Raw genomic sequence first — 24,387 nt, 5'->3', positions numbered from 1 at the left:
GTTTTTCGCCGGTTGCAGAAAGGGAACACTCTCGTGTCCCCTTCACACCGTCACGAACGCACCTGCGCCATGACCTCTTCGACAAAATTCGATTCCTTCTTCTCGATGCCCTCACCGACCACGAAGCGGGAAAAGCGGCGTATCGAGATGTTCTCGCCGATCTGGGCGATCTTCTCCTTCACCAGCTGTTCCACCGTCTTGTCCGGGTCTTTGACGAACGGTTGTTCCAACAGGCAGACTTCCTTATAAAACTTCTCGAGGCGTCCCTCGACGATCTTATCCACAATATTCGCCGGTTTGTTCGGGTTTTCGTTGAGCGTCTGCGCGCGCAGGATCTCGCGTTCCCGTGCGACGACGTCCTCCGGCACTTCCTCCCGCCGCACGTACTGCGGCGCAGAGGCCGCGATGTGCATCGCGACATCGTGGACAAACGCGCGGAAATCGTCGTTCTTGGCGACGAAATCCGTCTCACAGTTGACCTCCACCAACACGCCGATGCGGCCGCCGCCGTGAATGTACGAGCCGACGACCCCTTCGGCCGCGATGCGTCCCGCCTTCTTGGCGGCCGAGGCCAACCCCTTCTCACGCAGGACCTCAATCGCCCGCTCCATGTCGCCATTCGTCTCCGCCAGAGCGCGCTTGCAATCCATCATCCCTGCACCTGTGCGTTCGCGCAGCTCCTTGACCATAGCTGCCGTGATCTCCATCTGCCATCCTCCTATCCAGTTGACATCACTGCGCTCCGGCCCGCTCCGGCACAAAAAAGGTGACGAGGCAGAGAATCTCCCGCCACCTCACCGCTCCCGGCCCGATTCAGACCCGGAGACGCGGAGACAGGGAGGCGGAAACCCGCCATCCCATCGTATTCCTTTCATTGTCGAATCCGGCATCGACACCCCGGCCGCCGTCTCAGGCCGTGGTCGTCTCCTCGCCGCCCTGCCGGCCCTCCAGCACCGCGTCCGCCATCTTGCTGGTCAACAGGCGCACCGCGCGGATGGCGTCGTCGTTGCCCGGGATGACCACATCGATCTCGTCCGGATCACAGTTGGTATCGACGATGGCCACAATCGGGATCCCCAGCTTGCGCGCTTCCGCGACGGCGATCCGCTCCTTGCGCGGATCGATCACAAACATCGCATCCGGCAGCTTGGTCATCCCCTTGATGCCGCCCAGGTACTTCTCCAAACGTTCCTTCTCCTTGCGAAGGAGGATGACCTCCTTCTTGGGAAGACGGTCGAACGTCCCGTCCTCCTCCATCACCTCGAGTTGCTGCAGGCGCGCGATTCGGCGCTGAATGGTCGGGAAGTTCGTCAACGTCCCGCCCAGCCACCGCTGGTTGACAAAGTACATGCCGCACCGCTCCGCCTCTTCCCGGACGGCATCCTGCGCCTGCTTTTTGGTGCCGACAAACAGGAGCGTCTTGCCTTCCGCCGCGAGATCGCGGACGAAGTTGTACGCTTCCTCGACTTTGCGGACCGTCTTCTGCAGGTCGATGATGTAGATGCCGTTGCGCTCCGTGAAGATGTACTTCGCCATCTTCGGATTCCAGCGGCGCGTCTGATGTCCGAAGTGAACACCCGCCTCCAGCAACTGCTTCATGGAGATAATCGCCATCGTTCAACCTCCTGTGGTTTGGCCTCCGCCCGCTTCGTCTGCCGGGCCACCTGCCATGCAGGACCGTGCGCGGCATCCGCGGACGTGTGTACTTCGCCTTGGCGAACCTTCACACCGTCCTTAAATATAGCATACGCATCCAGGGCGGGCAACCGGACCGTCCATCCGTCTGCACACGCCGCGGACGACATCCTCAATCGTCCATTTCTACATGGCCCCGGTGCCCGGCCGCGTCATCAAGTCCACCACTCGGTCGACCTCTGCCAGCGAGACCCCCGTCTCCATCGCCACCTGCTCCTTGGATTTTCCGGCCTGCCAGGCCTCCAGGATGCGAAAGTAGCGTTCTGCGTCCGCATCGGCCAGGCCGGACAGCGGGCCCGGTTGCACCTCTTCCGGCATTCCGGTGACTGCGGCGGCCTCCTCCATCGTCGGCGTCCGCCCGGCGGCCCGGGTTGCCGCTTCCGGCGCCGGCGCAGCGTTGCAGCCGGGAAGTGCCTGCTGCAGCGCCGACAGTTGGGTTCGCACGTCTGCCAACTCTTCGCGCAGCCGCGCCAGCTCACTGCGAATCTCGTCGTTCATGCATTCCAGCGCGACGGCCACGTCCGCGCGCAGCCGCGTCCCGTCACCGGCCAGCTCACGGTGGATGTCTTCCAACACGGCGGCGATCCGCTCCGCCTCCTCGGCTGCCGCCCCTGCGTCGGCCGGCGTCTGCGGGGTCCCCCAGGCGTGCTGCAGCCAATCGGGCACCCGCCAACGTCCCGCGACGCGCCCCATCCTGCGCGAGAGCAACCAGGCCGCCCCAGCCAGCAACACCAAAACCAGATAGACCCATGCGGTCTGCCCCATGTGGCGATGCCTCCTCGACTGATGCATTCCGTTGCACGGTCTCGTCGCTTGGTGCGGCACCCGGCTCCCGCGGGGCCGTTCCGCGGCGCCGCCGACGCCAACGGATCAGATCTCATACGACGCGCCGCGGGCCGTGCGAATCGACAACCGGGCGGTGCAGACGTCAAACTCGATGGTCCGTCCCACCTGCCCGCCCGTGTCTTGCGCGACCACCCGGATGCCGCAGGCCTGCAGCGCGGCGAGCACAGCCTCGACGTTGCGCGGCCCCACGCGCAGGAGGTCCCCGCGGCTCGGGGCGAACATCTGGGCGCCTCCCGCCAACTTGGCGCGTACCCGCCGGGGTTCAGCGCCCATCTCACAGAGGCGTTCCAGCAACCAAGGGACGGCGGTCGATCCGTACTTCGCTGCGTTGAACGGCCGGGCGTTCGGCGGTGCGGGGAGCATCACATGCGCCATGCCCGCAACGCCCGCGACGTCGTCGTACAAAACGACGCCCACGCACGATCCGAGCCCCGCCGTACGCAACCGCTGTCCGCAGCGAACCACCGCCGCCTCGGCGATGCCCACCCGCACCACGTCCTCGACCCGCTCAGCCATACGTCCACCCCAGCGCGCCGAACAAGGTCTGCACGCTCGGCGGGTCCGGCAGCAGAAACAGATGCCCGTCGACGTCCGCCCCACCCTGACGGATGGAAGTGCGGATCACGACCGCGTAATCCGCGGTCTGGCCAGTGTCCGTCAACACCGTGCCGAGAATGGCTCCCGCCATGTCCAACGCCACGGCCGGGACCGATTGGACCAAGCGCAGGCCCGTCAGGGAACTGACGGCGGTCACGTACGACCCTCCGAGGATGTTGCCGGCCTCCGCCAGGGCGGACAACTCCATCTCCGAGAAGTCCTCCCCGGGTGTCTCTGCGGCGCCGCCAAACATGCGCTCAACCAATCGCTTCGCGCTCGGCACGGGCAGGAGAAACATCATGTCGCCCGTGACATCCCCGTCGAGCCGCAGCAACACCGCCGCCGTGAGCACCTCGTCACCGCCGACGATGGCGGGTATCTCCTGAAACGAGCAAACACGGGTTTCCGTCACCGAGATGGAGACCCGGTCCTGGACCAGCACCGACAGCGCCGTCGCCGCGTGACCCGCGCCGACATTGCCGATCTCCGCCAAAAGCGCCAGCGTGCCATCCCCGGGCGTCAACCCTGAACTCATCCGGTCACACTCTTCTCCGCTTCACGGAGTTGGCGTTCCTCCGCATGCGACAACACCCGCGTGAGATTGAGCAGGATCAGGACCCGGTCCTCCCGGCGGACGACACCGTGCAGATACTCCGCCTCCACGCCGCCCACCATCGCCGGCGGCGGTTCCACCGCAGACGCGTCGATGGACACGACATCGTCCACCGCGTCGACAATCAGGCCGACCAGGAAGCGTTCCACCTGCACCACCACGATGCGCGTATCCGCGTCCGCCTCCGCCGGCGGAAAGCCGAACCGCTCCCTCAGGTCGAGCACCGGCGTCACGACCCCGCGCAGGTTGACGACACCCTTGATGAAAGGCAGCGTCTTCGGCACGTGCGCAATGGGCAGCATGCGTTCGACCGACTGCACCTGCTCCACCGGCACGCCGTACTGCTCGTCCGCAACGGAAAACAGGATATATTGACGTTCCGACACCCGGATCGCTCTCCTTTCCCATATCTCTTTCTCTGTTCGAGCCACCCTCCGCGCTGTCCGCTTCAGCGCCGGAGCGCCCCGTTCATCCAGGCATGCACATCGGCAATCAGGGCAATCCCGCCGTCCCCGAGAATGGCGGCCCCTGCGAACCAGGGGACCTGTGCCAGATACTCGCCGAGCGACTTGTGCACAATCTCCCGCTGTCCCAGCAGGCGCTCGACCGCAAAGGCCGCCCGCCGGTTCCCCTCGCGGCACACCACCAACCACCGGCCCCCGCCTTCAGTGCCCAGGAGCCACGTGCCCACATCCACGAGGGGGACCAGTTTGCCGCGGTCGTCGAGGACCCGGGTTCCGTGCACCACGCGGACATTCCCGGAGCTGGCGGCGACCACTTCCTCGACCGCGGTCAGCGGAATGGCGAAGATGTGCCCGGCCACCTCCACCAGGAGGGCCTCGAGCATCGCCAGGGTGAGCGGAAGGCGGATCCGGAAGGTCGTCCCCTGGCCACGGACCGATTCAATCTCCACCCGTCCCCCCAGGGACTCCACCTTCTGGCGAACGGCGTCCAACCCGACGCCGCGGCCAGAAATGTCGGAGACGGTCTCCGCCGTGCTGAATCCGGAGGCGAACAGGAATTCGTAGACCTGCTCGTCCGAGAGATGCCCAGCCTGGACCGGGTCCACCAGACCGCGCTCGATGGCGCGGCGGCGCACGCGTTCCACGTCAATCCCGCGCCCGTCATCCGCCACCTCGATGAAGACATGCTGGCCCGACGCGTACGCGCGCAGCTGGATCACCCCCGCCTCCGGTTTTCCGGCGGCGCGCCGGTCTTCAGGCGGCTCCAGACCGTGGTCCGCGGAGTTGCGGATGAGGTGCACCAACACCTCCCCCATCTCGTCGATGATGGTCCGGTCGAACTCCGTCTCCAAACCGGACATCTCGAGCCGGATCTCCTTGTCGAGGGTCTTCGCCAGGTCGCGGACCATGCGCGGAAAACGCTGGAACAGGTACTCGATGGGCACCATGCGCAGGGACATCACCGCGGACTGCAGTTCGCCGGCGATGCGGGCCACGTGATCGCTCAACTCGCGCAGATCCGCCCGGTCGGCCGCCGCCGCGATGGCGCCCAAACGGTTGCGGTCGATGACCAGCTCGCTCAACAGATTCATCAGCGTATCCAACCGCTCCACCGGTACGCGGATGGTGCGATCCGCCCGCGCGCCGCCTGCCCGCGGCCGATCCCCCTCCGACTTCGCCGCGCTGGCCGCCGGTCCGGGCGCACCTGCCGCACCCGTACCGTTTCCACCCGCGCCCGGCGCACTTGCGGATGCTGGCGATGGACCGATGGGCGCGGACGTTCCCGTCCCGGCTGCGGGTGCAGACGATGCGGCCGCCGGTGACCCGGGGATCCAGGGGTGGTAACCCACGGACGCCACCTCAGGCATCTGGGCGATGGCTTCGATGACCGGCTCAGGTTCCCCCTCGAAGGCCATCAGAAACGCAATCGGCCCCGGGATGTCGCCCGCCTGCAGCCGTTCCGCGTCGGGTTCGCACTGGACACAGGTGCCCGCCTGCTCCAACTCCCGCATCACCAGCAGAGCGCGGGCCGCGGGCATCACGCACCCCGCATCCAACGACACCACCACCCAGCCCGTGGCCATGCCCGACGCATGGCCGGCCTCCAACACCCTGGCCGCGCTGTCGGACACCGCCGGGAGCGCACTCTGCGCGGCTGGGGATGGAGAAGCGGTCACCGCCACCTCCGGCGCGGCCGCACCCGTCAACTCCGCGTGCAGCCGGGTCAGGCGTCCTATCGTTTCCTCCGCCGCCACGCCGGCTTCGTTTCCCGCGTCCCGGATGCGCTCCAACAAGCCGGAGAGCACGTCGAGGCTCTCGAACAATGCGTCGACACACGCCCCGCTCACCCGTTCGGGATGGTCGCGCAACACCCCCAACAGATCCTCCAACCGGTGAGTCACGGTCGCCATCGTCTGAAATCCCATCGTCGCCGACATGCCCTTCAGCGTGTGCGCCGCTCGAAACATCGCCGCGAAATCGCCGTCCGCGGCAGCGCCCTGCTCGACGCGCAGACACAATTCGTTCAGGACCTGAAGGTTTTCTTCGGATTCGTCCAAGAATGCCTGAAGGTACTGTAGATTTTCCACATCATGCACTTCCTTGTCAGACTCTGCGGGACAGGGGCAACCGCCTCATGCGCTGTGGCCCTTCTCCGCCTGCCCTCGGCGCAGGCGCTCCCACACCCGGGTCAGGAAACCGGAGAATCCGCCTTGCCGGGGAGCGGGATCGATCCGCAGGTAATTGCGCACCAACTGCTGGTAACACCGTGCGGCCGCGGACTGCGGGAAGGCCGTCATGAGCGCCGTCTGCCGCATCACCGCATGCGGTACGGCGTCGTCTTCCAGCACGTATCCCAGCACGCCCACCGGCGCGTCGAGAAACCGGTCCGCCACCAGCCGCAACTTCTCGGCGGTCAAGCGCCCTTGCACGAACGACTCCGCCCGGTTGACGACCAGCCGCACGGGCGGCAGCGTCCCCCGCAGCGTCAACAGTTTCAGCAGGGCGTACGCGTCCGCCAACGCGGTCGGTTCGGGGGTGGTGATGACAATCAGGTCGTCCACCGCCGAAAGGAGTCGTTCGAAGTTCGGCCCCATGCCCGAGCCGCAATCCATCAGGACGATGTCAAACCGCTCCTGCAGCAGGGACACCTGACCAATCAGACGGGCCATCTGATCGTCCGTCAAATCATGCAGATCCACGAGTCCGCTCCCGGCGGACAGGAAGGGCAGGCCACCCGGCCCGTACTCAATGGCCTCGAGCACGCTCAGCCCCTCCAGCACGTCGACGAGCGACCGTTTGGGCCGTACGCCGAGCATCACTTCGACATCCGCAAACCCGACGTCCGCATCGATGACAATCGGACGGATGTGATGTTGCATCAACCCCAGCCCGAAATTGACACAGAAATGGGTCTTGCCGACCCCGCCCTTGCCGCTCGCCACGGCCACCACCGCCTGCGGGTGCGGCGTGGCGTCCTGGCCCGGATTGTGCTCCCATGCGCGCATTGGCTCTTCCGGCTCCAGCATCAGGCGGCCCCCCCAAAGATCACCCGGAGTAACTTCTCTATATCTGCGACCTCGAGATCATCCGGCACGTTCTGCCCTGTGGTCACATAGGAAAGCGGCAGCCGGTACTTGCACATCAGGTTCAGGATCGCCCCGTGGCTGAGGGTCTCGTCCAGCTTCGTGAAGATCAGCTTGTGCACGGGCAAGGTGTGGAACGCCTCCGCCACCGCGTCCATGTCCTCCGGTTTCGTGGTCAGCGACAGCACCAGATGAACCTCGTCCACGGGCGCGGCCGACAACAACGTCTTCATCTCCTGCACGTACATGTCCATGCGAAAGTTCCGACCCGCCGTGTCGATGAGGATGAGATCCCGGTCTCGCAACCGCTCCAGGGCGCCCGGCATCTCCTGCGGCTGGCCCACGACCTCCAGCGGCACGTTGAGAATGCTGGCGTATGTACGAAGCTGCTCCACGGCCGCGATCCGGTACGTGTCCGTCGTGATCAACCCCACCCGGCGCTGCCCGCCGATGACGTTCAGCGCCGCCAACTTGGCGATGGTCGTCGTCTTCCCCACGCCGGTCGGGCCAACGAGCGCCACCACCCTGGACTTGGCGTCGATGGGCTGCGCTTGCCGGAGTTCTGCCAGGCTGTCGACGATCCGCCGGCTGAGCGCGGTCTTGAGTTGCTCCGTGCGCGCGGGCAAAGACGGGTTGAGGACGTCCTTCTCCTCCGTGGGCCACACCCCGCTCGAATCGATGAGCGGCCAGATCTGCTCCGGATTCACCCCTTGCCGCGCCAACTGCTGCAGGACGCCGCGAAGTCCCAGATCCCGGCCTGCGATGGCCGATTCCAACAACCGCCGGACCTCCGCCAGCTCCTGCCGGACGGATTCGATGGCGGCGCCACCTGCGGGGGCCTCCCCGCGCTCGCTCCCCGCGCGCTCCGCGGTCTCCGCGGAGGCCGCGTTGGCCACACCCGGCACAGCGAAGACGGGATCCGGCGCCGGCGCACCGGATCGGGCGGATGTGCCTGCGCCGGCCGACGGACGTTCCCCTGTCCCGCGGGCGCGGACCACGCTCGCCGACGGACGGACGCCAGCCCCCGGGCGCGCGCTGTCCGCCAGGAGGGGCACGTCGTCTCCGCTGGCGGCGATGACCTCGATGCAGGTGCGCCGCCAGAGGCCGAGCCACTTTTTCACCTTCACTTTCTTCGTGCTCAGGATGACCGCATCCTTGCCGAGTTCCCGCCGGATCATGGCCACCGCCTCCGGCATCTCCCGAACCACGTACCTGCGGATGATCAAGTCAGATTCACCACCCCTCCGCTCTCAATGGCGACCGCCGGATCGATCTCGTTGTACGACAGCACCGGCATTTCCGGCAGCATGCGCGCGAGCCAGCGGCGGACCGGCAGGCGCAGCTGCGGATGCGTCAACAGGGCCGGCGTCTTGCCCAGGGACTGCAGGCGCGTCCACTCCTCCCGCAGACGCCGCACGAGCTGCTGGGCGACATTCGGATCGATCCCGAGGAACGTCCCTGCGTCGGAGGACACCAGCGAGGCCTGAAGCCGCTCTTCCACCGCGGGCGCCAGCGTGACGACCGTCAACGGCTCCCCGGGCATCCGCAGTTGCTGGCAGATCTGCCGCGCGAGCGCCTGGCGCACATACTCCGTCAGGACATCCGGGTCTTTCGTCGTCCGCCCGGCGTCCGCCAGGGTCTCCAGGATGGTGACCAGGTCGCGAATGGAGACGCCTTCTTGCAAGAGGTTGGCCAGAACCCGTTGCACCTGGCCGACGGTCAGGATGCCCGGCACGACCTCCTCCACCAGTGCGGGTGCGGTCGCCTTGACGTGATCGAGGAGGGCCTGCGTCTCCTGACGGCCGAGCAGCTCGTGGGCGTGCCGCTTGAGCACCTCGGTCAGATGCGTCGCGATGACGGAGCTCGGATCGACCACCGTGTATCCCGCCGCCTCCGCCCGATGGCGTGCCTCCGCCGGAATCCAGACCGCAGGCATGCCGAAGGCCGGTTCGCGCGTGGGAATGCCCCCCACGCTCGGATCCTCCTGACCCGGGCTCATCGCCAGCAAGTGTCCCATCAATATTTCTCCGCGCGCCACCTGGACTCCTCGTATTTTCATGACGTATTCTGACGGTTTCAATTGAATGTTGTCGCGCAGGCGCACCACCGGGATGACCAGCCCCAGCTCCAGCACCAGTTGGCGCCGGATGAGCGCCACGCGGTCCAGCAGGTCGCCGCCCTGCTTGGCGTCCACCAACGGGATGAGCCCGTACCCGAACTCGAACTCGATGGGGTCCACCCCGAGCAGGGAGAAGACACTCTCCGGTTTTTTCACCTCTTCGGTCTTCGCCCGCAGCGCCGCTTCCTGCTCCCGCCGCTGCATCTGCGCCGCCTGGCGCTGCACGCGCCAGCCGATGAAGGCGGCGAGGGCCGCCACCGGTCCGGTCCGAAGGATGCCGATGGGCGTGAACAGCCCCAACAGGCCCAATGCTCCGGCGACCAGGTACAGGGCGCGCGGATACTGCAGCACCTGCTGGACCACGTCGGTGCCCAGGTTGGCATCCGACGCCGCGCGCGTCACCATCAGGCCCGTCGCCGTCGACAGCAGCAGAGCGGGAATCTGGCTGACCAACCCGTCGCCGACGGACAGGAGGGTGTAGGTATGGGCCGCCGTCGACGCATCCATGTGATGCATGGCCATGCCGATGATGAAGCCGCCGACGGTATTGATGGCGACAATCAGCATCGAGGCGATGGCGTCCCCCTTGACGAACTTCGAGGCACCGTCCATAGCGCCGTAGAAGTCCGCCTCCCGCTCGATGTTCTGGCGGCGTTGGCGCGCCTCCTGTTCGGTGATCAGGCCCGCGTTGAGATCGGCGTCAATCGACAACTGCTTGCCCGGCATCGCATCGAGGGTGAAGCGGGCCGCGACTTCGGCCACGCGCTCCGCCCCGCGCGTGATGACGATGAACTGGATGACGGCGAGGATCAGAAACACCACAAAGCCGACGACGATGTTGTCGCCGATGACGAAGTTGCCGAACGTCGCGATGACCTCGCCGGCATCCGCCTGCGTCAGGATGAGGCGGGTGGAAGACACGTTGAGCGCCAGCCGGTACAGCGTCGTCACCAACAGAAGCGACGGGAACACGGAGAACTCCAGCGGCTCCTTCGTGTTCATCGCGACCATCAGAACCGTCATGGACGCGAACAGATTGATCACCAAGAGCACGTCGAGCAGGGTCTTGTTGAGCGGGATCACCATCATGACGACAATCCCGATGACCGCCGCCATGACGGCGAGGTCCGACCGTTTCACCGTTTCACCCCTTCGTTGGCGCGATCGCGCAGGCGATACACGTAGGCAAGCACTTCCGCGACCGCCTGGTACAGCTCGCGCGGGATCACCTCGTCCACTTCCACCGTCCGGTACAGCGTCTGCGCCAACGGCCGGTTCTCGACCACGGGCACGCCGTGGGTCCGTGCCAACGAGCGGATGCGGCGCGCCAGGTCATCCTGCCCCTTGGCCACGACCCGCGGCGCCGTCATGGTTGCCGGATCATAGCGCAACGCCACCGCATAGTGCGTCGGGTTCGTCACGACCACGTCGGCCTTCGGCACATTCTGCATCATCCGCCGCATCGCGAGCGCCCGGGCCCGCTGGCGGATGCGCTGGCGGATCTGCGGGTCCCCCTCCTGCTGGCGGAACTCCTCCCGGACCTCCTGGCGCGTCATGCGGATGCTGCGCTCGAACTCGAAGCGCTGCCAGGTCCAGTCCAACAAGGCCAAGGCGGCAAACGCCGCGGCAATCTCGACGGCCAGGCGGAGTGCCAACTGGCCGACGGCCCCGGGCAGGCGGGCGGGATCCACCCCCCCGAGGCGCGCGACGACCCCCGCCGCGTCGTTGGCACCCATGTAGGCGATGCCGCCGACCAACGCGAGTTTGAGCACCGACTTGGCGGCTTCGACGAGCGTCCGCGCGCTCCACAGGCGCCGCAGCCCGGCCAGCGGATCGATCCGCCGCAGATCCGGCAGCAGCAGTTTCGGGACGAACAGCGCGCCCACCTGGGCAAACGCGGTCGCGAGGCCCGCCGCCAGCGCGATGCCCGACACCGGCAACACCATGCGCACGACATGACCAAGGGCGTGGGCGAATAGCGCGCGAATGCCCGTCGGTGTCCAATCCGCGGGCGGATTCTGCGCCAACCCGGACGCCATGGTGGACACGGCCTCATTCCAGATCTGGCTGCCGAATGCGAACAGCGACAGGACGCCGGCCAACAGGGCGATAGCGCCGCTGAGTTCAGGGCTGTGGGGGACACGGCCCTGGCGGCGGACCTCCGCCCGGCGGCGCGGCGTGGCCCGCTCGGTCCGTTCTTCCGCGAACCGCTGCAACGTGAACGGAACCACGGCTCATCCCCCCAACCAGCGCAAACTCTCATCCAGCTGTGCGAACAGATGGGCGAACACCGAGCCGAACAGATCCACCACACCCGGCAGGACGGCCACAAACAGGCCGAGCCCGACGAACAGTTTGGCAGGCAGCCCGACGACGAACACGTTCATCTGCGGGACGGCCCGCGACAGCAGGGCAAACGTGATATCCGTCAGCAACAGTGCCGCGACCAATGGGGCGCACACCTGTACCGAGAGCGCCATCACCGCGTCCATCAGCCGTGCCCACGCGGACCACGCGCCGTCCGGCAGGCGCAGGGCGCCGAGCCCCACGAACCGGTAGGAGTTCATGCACGCGAGCACAAGTCCGTCGAGCCCGTTCAAGCCGAGAAAGTACAGGCTGAACAATGTGGACAGCAGGTTGCCCGTGACGCCGCTCATCTGGCCGCCGACGGGATCCAACAGGGCGCCCGAGGCAAAGCCGATCTGCAGATCGAACAGTTGCCCGGCGATGGTCAGCGCGGCCACCACGGCCGTGGCAATCAGCCCCAACCACATCCCCGTCACCGTCTCCCGCAGGGCCATGTCGACAAACCGACCCGCGTCCGCCAGCGGATCGGGAGGATGTGCAGACGTCAGGTCCGGCGCGATCCAGAGCGCCGTGAATGCCGCCAGGCCCAACTTCGCCCATGCCGGCCACAGCCGGATGGACATCAGCGGCGACGTGGCGACAAACGCGACGACGCGAAGCAGAACCAACAGGTACAACGGATAGTGATTGAGTACAAACGCAACCATGGTTCAGTGCACAAAGTCGTTCAGGTGGCCGAGCACCTGGGCGCTGAAATCCACCAGGATGGTCAGCATCCACGGGCCAAACAGAAGGAGCGCCGCCATCACGGCCGCCACCTTCGGGACGAACGACAGCGTCGGTTCCTGAATCTGCGTCGTGGCCTGAAACAGGCTGACCGCCACCCCGGCCGCCAACCCCAGGCCCAGGATGGGCGCCGTCAACTTGACGACCAACCACATCACTTGAGTCCCAAGGCCGATGATGAAATTCGCGTCCACGTTGCGATGCCTCCTTGCCGCCTCGTCCCGGAACCGCGCCGTTCAGGTGTAGCCGGACAAGAGCGATTTGACGACCAGGTACCACCCATCCACCATGACGAACAGCAAGACTTTGAAGGGCAGCGAGATCATCACCGGCGGCAGCATCATCATGCCCATCGACATGAGCGTCGTCGCCACCACCAGGTCTATCACCAAAAACGGAAGGTAGAGCATGAAGCCGATCTGAAAAGCGGTCTTCAGCTCGCTGATGGTGTACGCCGGGACCAGCGCCGTCAGCGGAATGTCCGCGGGCGCCTTGGGCTCGGGCAGATGCCGGTAGGATAGAAACAGATCCAGGTCCTGGCGGCGCGTATGTTTGGCCATGAACGTCTTGAACGGCAGCTCCGCCCGCTGCATCGCCACCGTCTGGCTGATCTCCCCGCGCAGGTACGGCTGCAACGCCTGGCTGTTGGCGGCCGAAAGCGTCGGCTGCATCACGAACAAGGTGATGAACAACGCCAACCCAATCAACACCTGGTTGGGCGGCGACTGCTGCAGCGACAGGGCGTTGCGGACGAACGACAGGACGACGATCACGCGCGTGAAGCACGTCATCAAAACCAGGATCGCGGGCGCCAGCGACAGCACCGTCAGCAGCAGGACGATTTTCAGCGTCGACGCGACGGATTGCGGCGAATCCCCCGTTCCCACGCTCACCTGCACGCCGGGCAGACCGCCCGCATCGGCACCGGTGTTCGCCGCCCACACGGCGGGATGGACCGCCGCGAGGACGACGATGGCGAGAAGCATCGCGGCGCCAGCTCGGAGCCACGGCCATGCTCGGGGCCGCTTCGTCCGCGAGTTCATCCCCATCAGGTCAGGTCTCCTTTCCTGGCTCACCGGCATGATCCTGCTCTCGCAGACGGCGCATCCGTTCCGACAGGACGCGTGCGAACACCGCCGCCCCGCCGGATGGTTGTGGCTCCCGCGGCGCGGGCGGGAAATGATCGGTCACGTCCGCCAACAGCGACACCTGATCGCCGACGCCGATAAGATAGCGCCGCCCGTGCACCTCGATGACCTGAACCGAGCGGTTGGGCGCCACCTGGCGCGCAGCCAGAACCTGAATCGCTGCCGTATGAGAGAAACGGGACCGGTGCGCCAAATAGCGGATGGCGACCACAGCCAGCGCCAACACCACCGCCAGCGAGAGCAGCAATTGGACGGCCACCCACACCGGATTGCCCAACACGGAAGGACTCACCGTCGTTCACCGTCCGCTCAGCCGAGCACTTTTTTCACCGCTGCAATCACCCGGTCGGCCTGGAAGGGTTTCACCACGAAATCCTTTGCCCCCGCCTGGATGGCGTCAATCACCATGGCCTGCTGGCCCATCGCCGAACACATGATCACGCGCGCGTTCGGATCGGCGGCGCGGATCCGTTTGAGCGCCTCGATGCCGTCCATCTCCGGCATGGTGATGTCGAGCGTGACCAGGTCCGGTTGCAGCTCCTGGTACTTCTCGACCGCCTGCGCCCCGTCGGACGCCTCTCCCACCACTTCGTAGCCGTTCTTGGTCAAGATGTCTTTGATCATCATGCGCATGAATGCCGCATCGTCCACGACCAGGATTCGGTTCGCCACGTGTTGCCCACCTTCCTACACACGTACTGGTCACTCACTGCAGTTTTTTCACCCGGTCCACCGGGCTCAGGATATCGGTCACGCGCACGCCGAAATTCTCATCGATGACCACCACTTCGCCGGTGGCGATCCGCTTGCCGTTGACGAGGATGTCCACCGACTCGCCGGCCAACTTCTCCAGCTCAATCACGGACCCGGGCGCGAGATCGAGGATCTCGCGGATGGACTTGCGCGTCCGTCCCAGCTCCACCGTGACATCCAACATCACGTCGAGCAACAGCGACAGGTTGCGCGGTGCCGCCGCCGGCGGCGCGGGATCGTCGAAATCGGCGAACTGGGGTCGTTTCACCTGGACCTGAGGCGCAGATGAATGCGGTTTTCGCTCCGCGGCCGCAGCCACCTCCGGCGCTGCCGCCCCGTCCAGAGACGCAACGCGCTCCCGCAGGGCGGACGCCTGGTCCTTCGGTGCGTCCGTCGCCGCACGGGACTGCGCGGACGCCGGCGGTGTCTGTGCCTCCGTCGCATCGTCCGGACTCATCGGGGCCTGCGCGCTGTCGCCCGCTCCCATGCCGCGGCGCAGATGATCCAACAGTTCGCGCGCGAACGAGATGGGGACCAACTGCATGATGGAGGAGTCAATCAAATCCTCAACCCGCAACCGGAAGGAGGTCATGACCACCCATTCCTGCTGGCCCAGATCGAACTCGTCTCCGGCCGCGAGATCGACAAACCGCACCTGGGGCGGAGAGATGTTGACCGGATGGCCCAGCAGGGTCGACAGGGCGGTCGCGGCGCCCCCCATCATCTGGTTCATCGCCTCGGCGACAGCGCTCAGGTGCAACTCATTGAGCTCGACATCGACATTGCGCCCGTCGCCGCCCAGCATCAGGTCGGCGATGGTTTTCGCGTCCTCCAACTCGACGGCCAGCGCATTGCTGCCGGACAGACCGGCGGTGAACTCGACCATCACCATCACATACGGCCTCGCCAGGTCGGCCTCGAGGTGATCGCCGCGGAGCACCGACACGCTGGGCGTCGTGATCTCCACGCGCCGCTGCAAGAGAGCGGACAGGCTCGTGGCCGCCGAACCGAAGCTGATGTTGCCGATCTCGCCCAGCATGTCGCGCTCCTCGTCCGACAACGGCGGCGGCCCGTCCGGCTCGGCGGGCGCTGGCGCAGACCACTCGCCGCGCAGGAGGGCGTCAATCTCCTCCTGAGACAGCTTCATTTCGTCGTTCATCGTCGTACACCTCCTCCCACTCGGTCAGCACCTTCACCGCGTAATGTCCGTGCCGCTGACCCGCGCTCGCCGAGAACGTCGGCACGCCATTGACGTACACCGTCAAGGGATCGCGGATGGACTGCTCCAACGGAATGACGTCGCCGACCTGCAGGTCGAGCACGTCCGCCATGCTCAACCGCGTCCGGCCGAGTTCGACGGTCACCTCCGCGGAGACGCCCATCAGGTGCTTCGCCAACCGCCGCTCCTCTTCCTCTCCCCTGCCGCCCGGCTTGCGGCTGTCCATGAACCGCTGCGTGCTCAGCTTCGGCAGGACAGGCTCCAGCGTGACGTGCGGGATACAGACGTTGACCAATCCCGACACCGCGCCGACGCGCGCGCTCATCGTGATCACCAGCACCGTCTCATTCGGGGTGGCCAGCTGCAGGAACTGGGGATTGGTCTCCAGTTGGAGCAGCCGTGGGGAGAGCGTCTCGACGTTGCGCCACGCCTCCGCGATGAACCCCCTCAGGGCGGAAAAGAGCCGTTCCACGAGGACCAGCTCAATCTCCGTCAGTTCCCGCTCCCGATAGGGCCCGTGCACCACGCCGCCCATGAGGCGGTCCAGCATGGCGAACACCACCTGCGGGTTGAACTCCAACACCATCTTCCCAGGCAGCGGGGACAACTCCACCAACTGAATGACCGTCAACGGCGGGATGGATCGGATGAACTCCTCGTACGGCAGCTGGTCGACCGTCTCGACCTGCATCTGAACGACCGCACGCAGCTGTCCCGACAGGTGCGTGGTCACCAAGCGCGCCAGATGCTCATGGATGCGCCGGAGGATGCGGATATGGTCCTTGGAAAACCGCATGGCCCGGCGGAAGTCGTAGTTGCGAATGCGCGGTCCGCCGGACTCTTCCCGGATGTCGTCCGCGTTCAGTTCGCCGCGGTTCAGCGCCGAGAGGAGGGCGTCAATCTCCTCCTGAGACAACACTTCCGACATCTCCATCCCCCCTTTCCGCGAGGTGACACGCTACTGCACGACGATGGTGGCGAAATACACCGCGTCCACCCGCCCCTGTGGCAGCACCCCGTTGATGGCTGCCTTCAAGGTCCCCGCCAGGCGCGTGACGCCTGCCTGCGTGCGCAACTCCTGGGCGGAGAACCCGCGCATGGTCCGGTTGACAACATCCTCGACCTGGGGTTGCATGTCCGCCAGCTCGGTCTTGGTCTGTTCATCATGCGCCTGCAGGGACAGCGTGAACTGGATCAACCCGTCTTGGAGGTTGGTGGTGTTCGCCGGCAAATCCACCCGCAGTTGTTTGAGTTCGCGGGCCGAAGGCACCTGGGACGTCCGGGCCTTGGCGTGGGCCGACTTCCAATACCAATACCCGCCCAGGCCCGCACCGACCACCACCGCGGCGCCGATGATGATGGAAATCATCAGGACGAACGCGCGCCTCAACCCGACTCCTCCTTCTTTCCCTCTGCCGCTATCAATCCGATCCGCCGCAAGTAGGCGGCCATTCGGTCCCCGATCTCCTCCGCCGCCTCGCGCACCACGTACTTGTGCCCGTTGGCCAGCGTGATCACGGTATCCGGCGTCTGCTCGACCGACTCCACCAACAGGGGATTCAGCCACAGCGCGGTCCCGTTCAACCGGGTCAATCGGATCACCGCCATCCCTCCCGGTTCAGGACGCCCGCCTGCGCGGCGGGACCACCGCCGGGTCAGGCCTCCTCATCATCACCGCCATCAGCTGTTCTTCAGGTTGACGACGTCCTGCAGGATGGCGTTGGCGGTGCCGATCACGTGAGAGTTGGCGTCGAATCCGCGCTGGGCGATGATCATCTCCGTGAACTCCCGCGTGAGATCGACGTTGGACATCTCGAGATAACCGCTGGCAATCGTTCCGGTGTTGTCCATGCCGGCCACGTGGAATGTGGGCATGCCCGAATTGGTACCTGCGATAAACAGGGTGTCGCCCACTTTCTCCATGCCGCCGGGGTTGTCCACGGTGGCGATGGCCAACTTGCCGAGGGTCACCCGCATCGTGCCTGAACCGACGGTGCTCCCGCCAGATGTATCGGTGTATTGGAGCATGACCGACAGGCTGCCATCGGGTCCGACCTGCAGGTCGGGTGAAGACGACAGGCTGAAGGTGCGCGTGGTTGGACCGGCTCCATAAGTGATACTGTTACCTACCACGCTCCCCACGTTATAGGTGACTCCCGTGGCGTCCGTGCTCCCCTGCAATGCCACCACATACTTGCTCAACAGGTTATCGAGGTTGACCGGGACGAGTGTGGACGTGTCCAACGCCGGTGGATTGGTCCCCGTGTCGTCCTTGAATGCGAATCCCAAGGCGACCTTGCCGTCCGGCAACACCAAGTTGTGGCCTGAATCCACGCTAAAGTCTCCCTCGCGCGTCAGATACCGCTGGCCGGAGGAATCCGTGACCGTAAAGAACCCGCTCCCATTGATGGCCAGGTCTGTCGGCACGCCGGTCGACTGCGGCGCCCCTTGGGTGAACAGGTTGTCGATGCCAAGGACGCGAACCCCGAGCCCCACCTGTGCCGGATTGGTGCCGCCGGTCCCGGAGGCAGGCGCGCTCCCGCCGGAGATGGTCTGGCTCAGCACATCGGCGAAGTCCACCCGTCCCGCCTTGAACCCGGGCGTGTTCACGTTGGCGATGTTGTTGCCGATGACGTCGAGTTTCGTCTGGAACCCCTGCATGCCGGAAACGGCGGAATACATCGACCTTAACATGCGATTGTTCCTCCCTTCAGGATGTTCACGGAGTGGTTGACGCTTCCGAAGCCGCCGCACCCGACGGCCCAACCGACTGCACCGCGTCGATTGGATATGTTTGACCGTTCACCTGCAGCACGGCACTCCCGTCGTCCGCGAATTTGACGGCCTCCACCATGCCGGTGACGGGCTGTCCCTGTCCGTCGGTGACCGTCACCTGCGTGCCGATCAACTGCTGTACGGCCCCCAGGCGCACCACCTGCAGACTTTGGAGAACCTGGTTCTCCGTTTGGGCCAGGTTGGTCATTTGCTCCAACGCCGTAAACTGGGCCAACTGCGCAAGAAACTGAGAGTTGTCCATGGGTTGCAACGGGTCTTGGTACCGCATCTGCGTCACCAACAGCTGCAAGAATGCGTCCTTGCTCAAGCTGGTGCCGCTCACGCTGCTCGCTGCCACACACGTCACCTCCTAGGCCTCAAGCCCATCCCGCAAATCCGGCCGGATGGCGCTCTGCCCGTTCGGGGCCCTGGCCCCTTGCACGCGCATCGCCTCGGACATCCCTTGCCCGCTGTTGCCGTGGCGCCCACGTCCGCCACTGTCCGTCTGGGATGTGGTCTGACCGAAGACCACTTGGACCATCTGCACGGGAACCCCGCTGGCCCGGACAGAGTCCGCAATCTGTCCCGTCATGCTGCTGAGCCACTGCGTGGTCGCCCACTGATTGGCCGTCAATTGGACCTGAACCCCATCTTCGGACCGCTGAACGGTGACCAGGACGTCTCCCAAGCCTTCGGGATGCACGCGCACCCGCACCTGGTCCGGACCGGCCTCCACCTGATGCACGATGAAGCCGGCGAATTGTTTCGGCACCTCCGGATCGTTGCGGGACACCATGCCTGCCGTCGTCACCGCTCCACTCTCCCATGGCATCACCGACTGCGTCCGCGGTGTGTTCAACACGGCGGCGGGTGCCACCTGCACGAGATCCCATCCCGTTGAGGCGCGCGACGCGGGACGCTCAGGCGCCTGCTCGTTCCGCCCAGGACCTCCGCCTCCCGTTGAAACGGCCACTTGCGAAACGCTCCGGTCTACCGGTTCAATCGGACCGGGCACCTCCGAGATCGCCGCCGACGGTCTGCTGCCGAACGATGAGGGGATCGCCTCTCCGGCCGTCGACACCGCCTGATCGAAACGCGCCCGCACGTTGGCGTTCCACTGCGGAAGCGTCTGGCCTACGGCCCCGTCGTCAGCCCGCCCAGGCATCCGCGGCAGACCCGTCGACCCCGCGTCTGCTTCGTCGACCGACCCACGCTCGCCAGGCTGAGGATCCCCCTCAGCCCCGGCGGTCTTGGCCCCCCTGGATAGGGTGTCGACCACACCCGCGAACTGTGCTGATCCGGACACCGCTGACTGCGCGGCGGGGTGCGCCGTTCCGTGTGCCGGAAGTCCCGGTTGGACCCGCCGGGCGGTCCCCTTCATTCCATGCGCCGACACCAGGTCGGAATCGTCCTGCGCCTGCACGCCATCCTGCACTTGCCCGGCCTCCAGCACCTGCATGGCCTTCTCGGCGGAGCCATCCCGCACCGGTACCGGCGACGCCACGCGTTTGGCTGCCACCATGCCGGCATGCGCGGCCGATCCGCCTTGCACCGGCGACGTCGTGACGGATGGGATCGCACCCTTGTCCGCTTTCATCCTCGTCTCCCCGGGCAGAGGCGCCACCCCGTCGGAGACCCCCGCCCATGCGCCCGCTGCCACCAGGGCATCGAAAAACGCGTTCGAATCGCTCCCATCGCCGGTGTGAGGTTTGCGCCCGGCCTGCGTTCCAACCTTCGATCCCGCCGTCGCATGTCCGCCCGCCATCACGCGCATGACCCATCCCTCCTTTCCATCCATCGCCCGGGCACCATCAACCAGTGCCGTTTGCTGCGCCACTCGCGGCACCGGCCGTCGTCTGGTCACCCGTGTAGGCTGCAGCGGCAGTCATGATGGGCGCCGCCTTGCCCGCCGGAAGGGCCGCCAGCACTTGAGCGGACACATCACTCGGCATCAGGGCCACCACCTGCGCAGCCTCCGACGCCGGCAAACTCTGGAGGAGGCCGGCGGCTTGTCCCGGGTCCATGCCAGCCAACCACTGAGCTTCCTTGGCTGCACGGTCGCGGGCGCTCGCCTGCGCCTGCACTTGTGCCTGCATCTGCGTCAACTGCTGCCTCAGATTGGCCTCGGTCTGGCGCTCCGCCGTCAACTGCTGCTGCAGGTCGTCGATGGTTTTGAGCGCCTCCTGCAGCTTTTGCTGTGTATTCGCCAAGGTCTGCTGCGTCTGCGCCAGCGGTGTCTCCGTCGTCGCTCCGGCGTCAGCGTGGGTGACCCATCCCCTTAGCGTCTGCCACACGGGAACCCCTGCCAGCTGCAGTGCCCCGCCAATCATGGCCACCGTCGCCAGCGCCGGGATGACCACCACCATGCCGACCCACGCCAACATCCACCCGACGGACCGGCGTTCTTCGCTCGCGGAGGACCGGCTCTGCATCAGCCCCCGCGCCTCCACGACCGCGCCACGTGGTCATCCAGTTCCCGCTGCAGCCCGCGCAGGCGCAGGGCGCGGTCGAGCTGAATCTCGCTCTCCAGCGCCAATTCCCACCGCTTGACCTCCCGGTGCGCCTCCCGCACGCGTTGGCGATCCCGCTCCACCTGCGCCTCCGCTTCCGCCAATTTCGCGGTGCCGTGGCGGGCCCGTTGGGTCAATGCCTGCACGTATTCGTGCCACAGGTGCAGGTCGGCACCGGTCCGGCAGCCGTCTCGCCACCGGTACGCCTGCGCCACCGCGTCCTGAACCGCGGCCACCTCGTCCGACGCGGCGTCGCGAGCCCGCTCCGCCCGGACCAACGCCATCCCGGCGACGCGCTCCATGCCCTGCTTCAATTTGAGAAGACGCCCATACCGCCGTCTGCGATCGTTCATACGCTCACCCCCGCCAAGCGGTTCAGTTCTTCCACCGAATCCCCCAAGGTCGCAGGCTCGTCCGCAGACTGAGAGAGAAACTGGGATACTTTCGGAAACATGGACACCGCCACGTCGGCCTCCGCGTCGGTGCCCCGCTGGTAGGCGCCGATCCGCAGCAGGTCTTCCACTTCGCTGTACTTCTGCAACCATGCCCGCACCTGTTGCGCCGCGGCCTTCTGGCGCTCGTCCGCCAGAGCCGGAAACAGCCGGCTCAAGCTCTGCAACACGTCAATCGCCGGGAAGCGGCCCGCGTTGGCCATTTGCCTGGACAAGACGATGTGCCCGTCGAGGATCCCCCGAACCGCGTCGGCGATGGGGTCATTGAGGTCGTCCCCGTCGACCAACACCGTGTAAAACGCGGTGATGACGCCCCTTTGCGCCGTGCCCGCCCGCTCCAGGAGCCGAGGCAACAGCGCGAACACCGACGGCGTGTATCCGCGGCTCGCAGGGGGTTCCCCAATCGCCAGCCCGATCTCGCGCTGCGCCATCGCAAACCGGGTCAGCGAGTCCATCAACAGGTTCACCGACCGGCCTTGATCGCGAAACCACTCCGCAATGGTGGTCGCGACGAACGCAGATTTCAGGCGAATGAGCGCCGGCTGGTCCGAGGTGGCCACCACGATCACGCTTTTGGACAGCCCCTTCTCGCCGAGATCGCGCTCGATGAATTCGTTGACCTCCCGCCCGCGTTCGCCGATGAGGGCAATCACGTTGACATCCGCCGACGTGTTGCGCGCAATCATCGATAACAGCGAGCTTTTTCCGACGCCGCTGCCGGCGAAAATGCCCATGCGCTGCCCTTCGCCCACCGTCAGCAGGCTGTCGATGGCCCGCACCCCCGTCTGCAGGGGGCGGCCGATGCGCGGCCGTTGCAACGGATTGGACGGCAAGGCATCCACGGGACGCCGCTCCTCCGCACGCAGCGATCCCAACCCGTCCAACGGCTCCCCCAGCCCGTCGACCACGCGGCCGAGCAGCCCGTCTCCACACGGCGCGCAAAGGACCTCTCCGGTGGCCAGCACGTCGGCGCCGGGCGCCATGGCCGAGACCTCCCCCATCGGCATCAGCACCAGGCGTTCGTCGCGAAACCCGACCACCTCGGCCAGGCACTCCGCCTCCCCGTCTGCATAGACCCGACAGAGCTCTCCGACGCGCGCCGGCGGGCCGATGGATTCGACCGTCAGCCCGACCACTTTGGTCACGCGGCCGTACAGCCGGTACAGCGGTTGGCCGGCCAAGACTTCCGCGAGTTCAGCCGCCATCCGGTCCATCGCTGGTCCTCCCCCCCCGCGCCAACACCCGCTCCAGCGCGGGCTGCAACAGCTCCAGCTTGGTCTCGAGCCGCGCGTCCACCCGTCCCCAGTCCGAGCGGATCTCGCACCCGCCGGGTGACACCTGGGGATCCGGTATGACCACCACGTCCCACTCGCCGAGCCTTCCCAGGCGCCAACGGGGATGGGCCGCGATGGCGGCGTCGTACTCGCTCGGATGAACGCGCACCTCCGCCCGCGTGCTCTCCGACACCAACCGGAGCAAGTCCCCCACCATCTGCTCCACGTCGGAGGGAGCGGCGACCAATTCGCGCCGGATCAGGCTGCGGATGGCTTCCATGCACACCGCGGCCAGCGAGGCGGGCAGGGTCTGCCACCACCGTTCGCGTTCCGCCTCCATCGCCCGCAGGGCCGCGGTCCACGTGTCCTGAAGTGATTTGCGCTCGCGTTCGAGTTCTTCCGCCGCTTCGGCGCGTCCCTGCCGCAGCCCCTCGTCGAATCCGGCCGCCCGGGCTTCCTCCCACACGCGGTCCCGCTCCCGCATGGCTTCGGCCAAGACCGCCTCGGCCTCGGCCCGCGCCTGTGACCGGAGCGCGTCCGCCTCGGCTTGCGCAGCGGCGAGCAGGTGTTCGCGTACGACCCTCCCGGCGGCGTCGCCGACGGGGTCGCGGTCGGATGGCTCCTTGTCGGCGGCAGAAGGCGCGGACGGAGAGAGCGGGACAGACACCGGAATCACCGCCATGGCGGCGGAATCGTCCGCGCTGGGTGCGCTCCACCACTTCACGACGTTAGACAATGACATCGTCACCTCCGCCACGCGCGACGATGATCTCGCCCGTCTCCTCCAACCGCCGGATCACGCCGACGATGCGCTGTTGCGCATCCTCGACGTCCCGCAACCGCACCGGCCCCATGTATTCCATCTCTTCCTTGAACATCTCGGCCATGCGCTTGGACATGTTGGCGAAGATGACCTCCTGCACCTGCTGCGGTGCAACCTTGAGCGCCAACTGCAGATCCTTTGGATCGACATCGCGGATGACCCGCTGGATGGATCGGTTGTCGAGCAGGACGATATCGTCGAAGATGAACATCCGCTTCTTGATCTCGTCCGCCAACTCCGGATCTTCGACCTCCAGTTGTTCCAGGATGGCCTTTTCGGTCCCGCGATCGACCCCGTTGAGGATTTTCACCACCGCGTCCACCCCGCCGGTGTACTGGCTTTCGATGGAGGCCATCATGGACAGCTTCGACTCCAGCACCTGCTCCACTTCCGAGATCACTTCCGGCGACGTCCCGTTCATCAGGGCGATCCGCCGGGCCACATCCGCCTGCAGCTCGTGCGGCAGCGCGGAGAGCACCACGGCCGCCTGCTGCGGATCCAAATAGGACAACACCAGCGCCATGGTCTGCGGGTGCTCGTCCTGCAGAAAGCTCACCAACTGGCTCGGGTCCACCTTGCGCATGGACTGGAACGGCCGCACCTGCAGGCTCGCCGTCAGCTTCGCAAGCAAACGTTCCGCTTCCTCGGCGCCGAGCGCCTTCTCCAACACCTCCTTTGCGTAGTCGATCCCGCCGACAGAGATGTAATCTTTCGCGACCGCGATCTCGCGGAACTCGCGGACGACCTGCTCCCGCTGTTCGAGATCCACCTTTCGCAGGTTGGCGATCTCCAGCGTAAGCTGTTCCACCTCTTCGCGGGTCAAATTCTGATACACCTTGGCGGCCACCTCGGGTCCCAGGCTGATCAGCAGGACCGCGGCCTTCTGTCTTCCGGTCAATCCGCGTTGTCTCGGCATCGGTCCA

The 24,387-nt window shown here is 66.1% G+C and carries 28 protein-coding genes; all 28 read right to left on the bottom strand.

What is annotated here, in order from left to right; all coding sequences use genetic code 11:
* Positions 1–50 precede the first annotated feature (50 nt).
* The 28 genes from tsf to fliG all read right to left on the bottom strand — a co-directional run bounded on the left by tsf (position 51) and on the right by fliG (position 24,380).
* On the bottom strand, positions 51–707 hold the full coding sequence (gene tsf / locus BM357_RS07925) for a translation elongation factor Ts (RefSeq protein WP_074951360.1): 657 nt from the start codon (positions 705–707) through the stop codon (positions 51–53).
* Positions 708–909: 202 nt separating this feature from the next.
* Complete coding sequence (gene rpsB, locus BM357_RS07920; RefSeq protein WP_074951359.1) at positions 910–1,614, bottom strand: 30S ribosomal protein S2; 705 nt, start codon at positions 1,612–1,614, stop codon at positions 910–912.
* A 207-nt stretch (positions 1,615–1,821) separates the two neighbouring features.
* Positions 1,822–2,460, bottom strand: a complete 639-nt coding sequence (locus BM357_RS07915) for a hypothetical protein (protein ID WP_074951357.1) — start codon at positions 2,458–2,460, stop codon at positions 1,822–1,824.
* Between the two features lie 105 nt (positions 2,461–2,565).
* Complete coding sequence (locus BM357_RS07910; RefSeq protein ID WP_074951355.1) at positions 2,566–3,057, bottom strand: chemotaxis protein CheD; 492 nt, start codon at positions 3,055–3,057, stop codon at positions 2,566–2,568.
* Positions 3,050–3,673, bottom strand: a complete 624-nt coding sequence (locus BM357_RS07905; RefSeq protein WP_074951353.1) for a chemotaxis protein CheC — start codon at positions 3,671–3,673, stop codon at positions 3,050–3,052. Before BM357_RS07905 ends, BM357_RS07910 begins: the two co-directional genes overlap by 8 nt.
* Positions 3,670–4,137 (bottom strand): chemotaxis protein CheW, encoded by a 468-nt coding sequence (locus tag BM357_RS07900; protein WP_245783894.1) that lies wholly within the window; start codon positions 4,135–4,137, stop codon positions 3,670–3,672. Before BM357_RS07900 ends, BM357_RS07905 begins: the two co-directional genes overlap by 4 nt.
* 62 nt (positions 4,138–4,199) lie before the next feature.
* Positions 4,200–6,302 (bottom strand): chemotaxis protein CheA, encoded by a 2,103-nt coding sequence (locus BM357_RS07895; RefSeq protein ID WP_074951351.1) that lies wholly within the window; start codon positions 6,300–6,302, stop codon positions 4,200–4,202.
* A 45-nt stretch (positions 6,303–6,347) separates the two neighbouring features.
* Positions 6,348–7,241 carry a MinD/ParA family protein gene (locus BM357_RS07890; protein WP_074951349.1) on the bottom strand — a complete coding sequence of 298 codons (894 nt, stop codon included), beginning with the start codon at positions 7,239–7,241 and terminating at the stop codon, positions 6,348–6,350.
* Positions 7,241–8,524, bottom strand: coding sequence for a flagellar biosynthesis GTPase FlhF (gene flhF, locus BM357_RS07885; RefSeq protein ID WP_074951347.1), 1,284 nt, complete (start codon positions 8,522–8,524; stop codon positions 7,241–7,243). The genes BM357_RS07890 and flhF overlap by 1 nt, the downstream gene beginning before the upstream one ends.
* Positions 8,521–10,557, bottom strand: coding sequence for a flagellar biosynthesis protein FlhA (flhA, locus tag BM357_RS07880; RefSeq protein ID WP_074951344.1), 2,037 nt, complete (start codon positions 10,555–10,557; stop codon positions 8,521–8,523). Before flhA ends, flhF begins: the two co-directional genes overlap by 4 nt.
* Positions 10,554–11,648 (bottom strand): flagellar biosynthesis protein FlhB, encoded by a 1,095-nt coding sequence (flhB, locus tag BM357_RS07875; protein ID WP_074951342.1) that lies wholly within the window; start codon positions 11,646–11,648, stop codon positions 10,554–10,556. The genes flhA and flhB overlap by 4 nt, the downstream gene beginning before the upstream one ends.
* A 3-nt stretch (positions 11,649–11,651) precedes the next feature.
* The gene (locus BM357_RS07870) at positions 11,652–12,431 is read right to left on the bottom strand and encodes a flagellar biosynthetic protein FliR (protein WP_074951340.1); all 780 of its coding nucleotides are present in this window, start codon (positions 12,429–12,431) and stop codon (positions 11,652–11,654) included.
* A 3-nt stretch (positions 12,432–12,434) separates the two neighbouring features.
* Positions 12,435–12,704, bottom strand: a complete 270-nt coding sequence (gene fliQ / locus BM357_RS07865) for a flagellar biosynthesis protein FliQ (protein ID WP_074951338.1) — start codon at positions 12,702–12,704, stop codon at positions 12,435–12,437.
* Between the two features lie 42 nt (positions 12,705–12,746).
* Positions 12,747–13,496, bottom strand: coding sequence for a flagellar type III secretion system pore protein FliP (fliP, locus tag BM357_RS07860; protein WP_074951570.1), 750 nt, complete (start codon positions 13,494–13,496; stop codon positions 12,747–12,749).
* A 67-nt stretch (positions 13,497–13,563) separates the two neighbouring features.
* On the bottom strand, positions 13,564–13,950 hold the full coding sequence (locus BM357_RS07855) for a flagellar biosynthetic protein FliO (protein WP_083430295.1): 387 nt from the start codon (positions 13,948–13,950) through the stop codon (positions 13,564–13,566).
* A gap of 17 nt (positions 13,951–13,967) precedes the next feature.
* Entirely contained in the window at positions 13,968–14,330 is a 363-nt protein-coding gene (locus BM357_RS07850) for a response regulator (RefSeq protein WP_074951333.1), read from the bottom strand.
* 34 nt (positions 14,331–14,364) lie between these two features.
* Positions 14,365–15,570, bottom strand: a complete 1,206-nt coding sequence (gene fliY / locus BM357_RS07845) for a flagellar motor switch phosphatase FliY (RefSeq protein ID WP_074951332.1) — start codon at positions 15,568–15,570, stop codon at positions 14,365–14,367.
* A complete protein-coding gene (gene fliM, locus BM357_RS07840) occupies positions 15,533–16,558 on the bottom strand; it encodes a flagellar motor switch protein FliM (protein ID WP_074951330.1) in 1,026 nt (341 codons plus the stop codon). The genes fliY and fliM overlap by 38 nt, the downstream gene beginning before the upstream one ends.
* A 30-nt stretch (positions 16,559–16,588) precedes the next feature.
* A complete protein-coding gene (locus BM357_RS07835; protein ID WP_074951328.1) occupies positions 16,589–17,020 on the bottom strand; it encodes a flagellar basal body-associated FliL family protein in 432 nt (143 codons plus the stop codon).
* A complete protein-coding gene (locus BM357_RS07830) occupies positions 17,017–17,232 on the bottom strand; it encodes a flagellar FlbD family protein (RefSeq protein ID WP_029420499.1) in 216 nt (71 codons plus the stop codon). The genes BM357_RS07835 and BM357_RS07830 overlap by 4 nt, the downstream gene beginning before the upstream one ends.
* A 78-nt stretch (positions 17,233–17,310) precedes the next feature.
* The gene (locus BM357_RS07825) at positions 17,311–18,324 is read right to left on the bottom strand and encodes a flagellar hook-basal body complex protein (protein WP_074951326.1); all 1,014 of its coding nucleotides are present in this window, start codon (positions 18,322–18,324) and stop codon (positions 17,311–17,313) included.
* Positions 18,325–18,349: 25 nt separating this feature from the next.
* Positions 18,350–18,763 carry a flagellar hook capping FlgD N-terminal domain-containing protein gene (locus BM357_RS07820; RefSeq protein ID WP_074951325.1) on the bottom strand — a complete coding sequence of 138 codons (414 nt, stop codon included), beginning with the start codon at positions 18,761–18,763 and terminating at the stop codon, positions 18,350–18,352.
* Between the two features lie 12 nt (positions 18,764–18,775).
* A complete protein-coding gene (locus tag BM357_RS07815) occupies positions 18,776–20,179 on the bottom strand; it encodes a flagellar hook-length control protein FliK (protein ID WP_074951323.1) in 1,404 nt (467 codons plus the stop codon).
* A gap of 37 nt (positions 20,180–20,216) precedes the next feature.
* Positions 20,217–20,837, bottom strand: coding sequence for a magnesium transporter MgtE N-terminal domain-containing protein (locus BM357_RS07810; RefSeq protein WP_074951321.1), 621 nt, complete (start codon positions 20,835–20,837; stop codon positions 20,217–20,219).
* Positions 20,837–21,268, bottom strand: a complete 432-nt coding sequence (locus BM357_RS07805) for a flagellar export protein FliJ (protein WP_074951319.1) — start codon at positions 21,266–21,268, stop codon at positions 20,837–20,839. Before BM357_RS07805 ends, BM357_RS07810 begins: the two co-directional genes overlap by 1 nt.
* The gene (locus BM357_RS07800) at positions 21,265–22,581 is read right to left on the bottom strand and encodes a FliI/YscN family ATPase (RefSeq protein WP_074951317.1); all 1,317 of its coding nucleotides are present in this window, start codon (positions 22,579–22,581) and stop codon (positions 21,265–21,267) included. The genes BM357_RS07805 and BM357_RS07800 overlap by 4 nt, the downstream gene beginning before the upstream one ends.
* Positions 22,562–23,377 carry a FliH/SctL family protein gene (locus tag BM357_RS07795; RefSeq protein ID WP_217647680.1) on the bottom strand — a complete coding sequence of 272 codons (816 nt, stop codon included), beginning with the start codon at positions 23,375–23,377 and terminating at the stop codon, positions 22,562–22,564. Before BM357_RS07795 ends, BM357_RS07800 begins: the two co-directional genes overlap by 20 nt.
* Positions 23,370–24,380: a flagellar motor switch protein FliG gene (fliG, locus tag BM357_RS07790; protein ID WP_074951313.1), complete on the bottom strand. Its 1,011-nt coding sequence runs from the start codon at positions 24,378–24,380 to the stop codon at positions 23,370–23,372. The genes BM357_RS07795 and fliG overlap by 8 nt, the downstream gene beginning before the upstream one ends.
* Between the last annotated feature and the right edge of the window lie 7 nt (positions 24,381–24,387).

Source organism: Paenalicyclobacillus macrosporangiidus, from assembly GCF_900116805.1.
GTDB classification, from domain to species: domain Bacteria; phylum Bacillota; class Bacilli; order Alicyclobacillales; family Alicyclobacillaceae; genus Alicyclobacillus_H; species Alicyclobacillus_H macrosporangiidus.
Note: the sequence above shows the minus strand (reverse complement) of the source record. Positions and strands in the feature narration are given on the sequence as shown.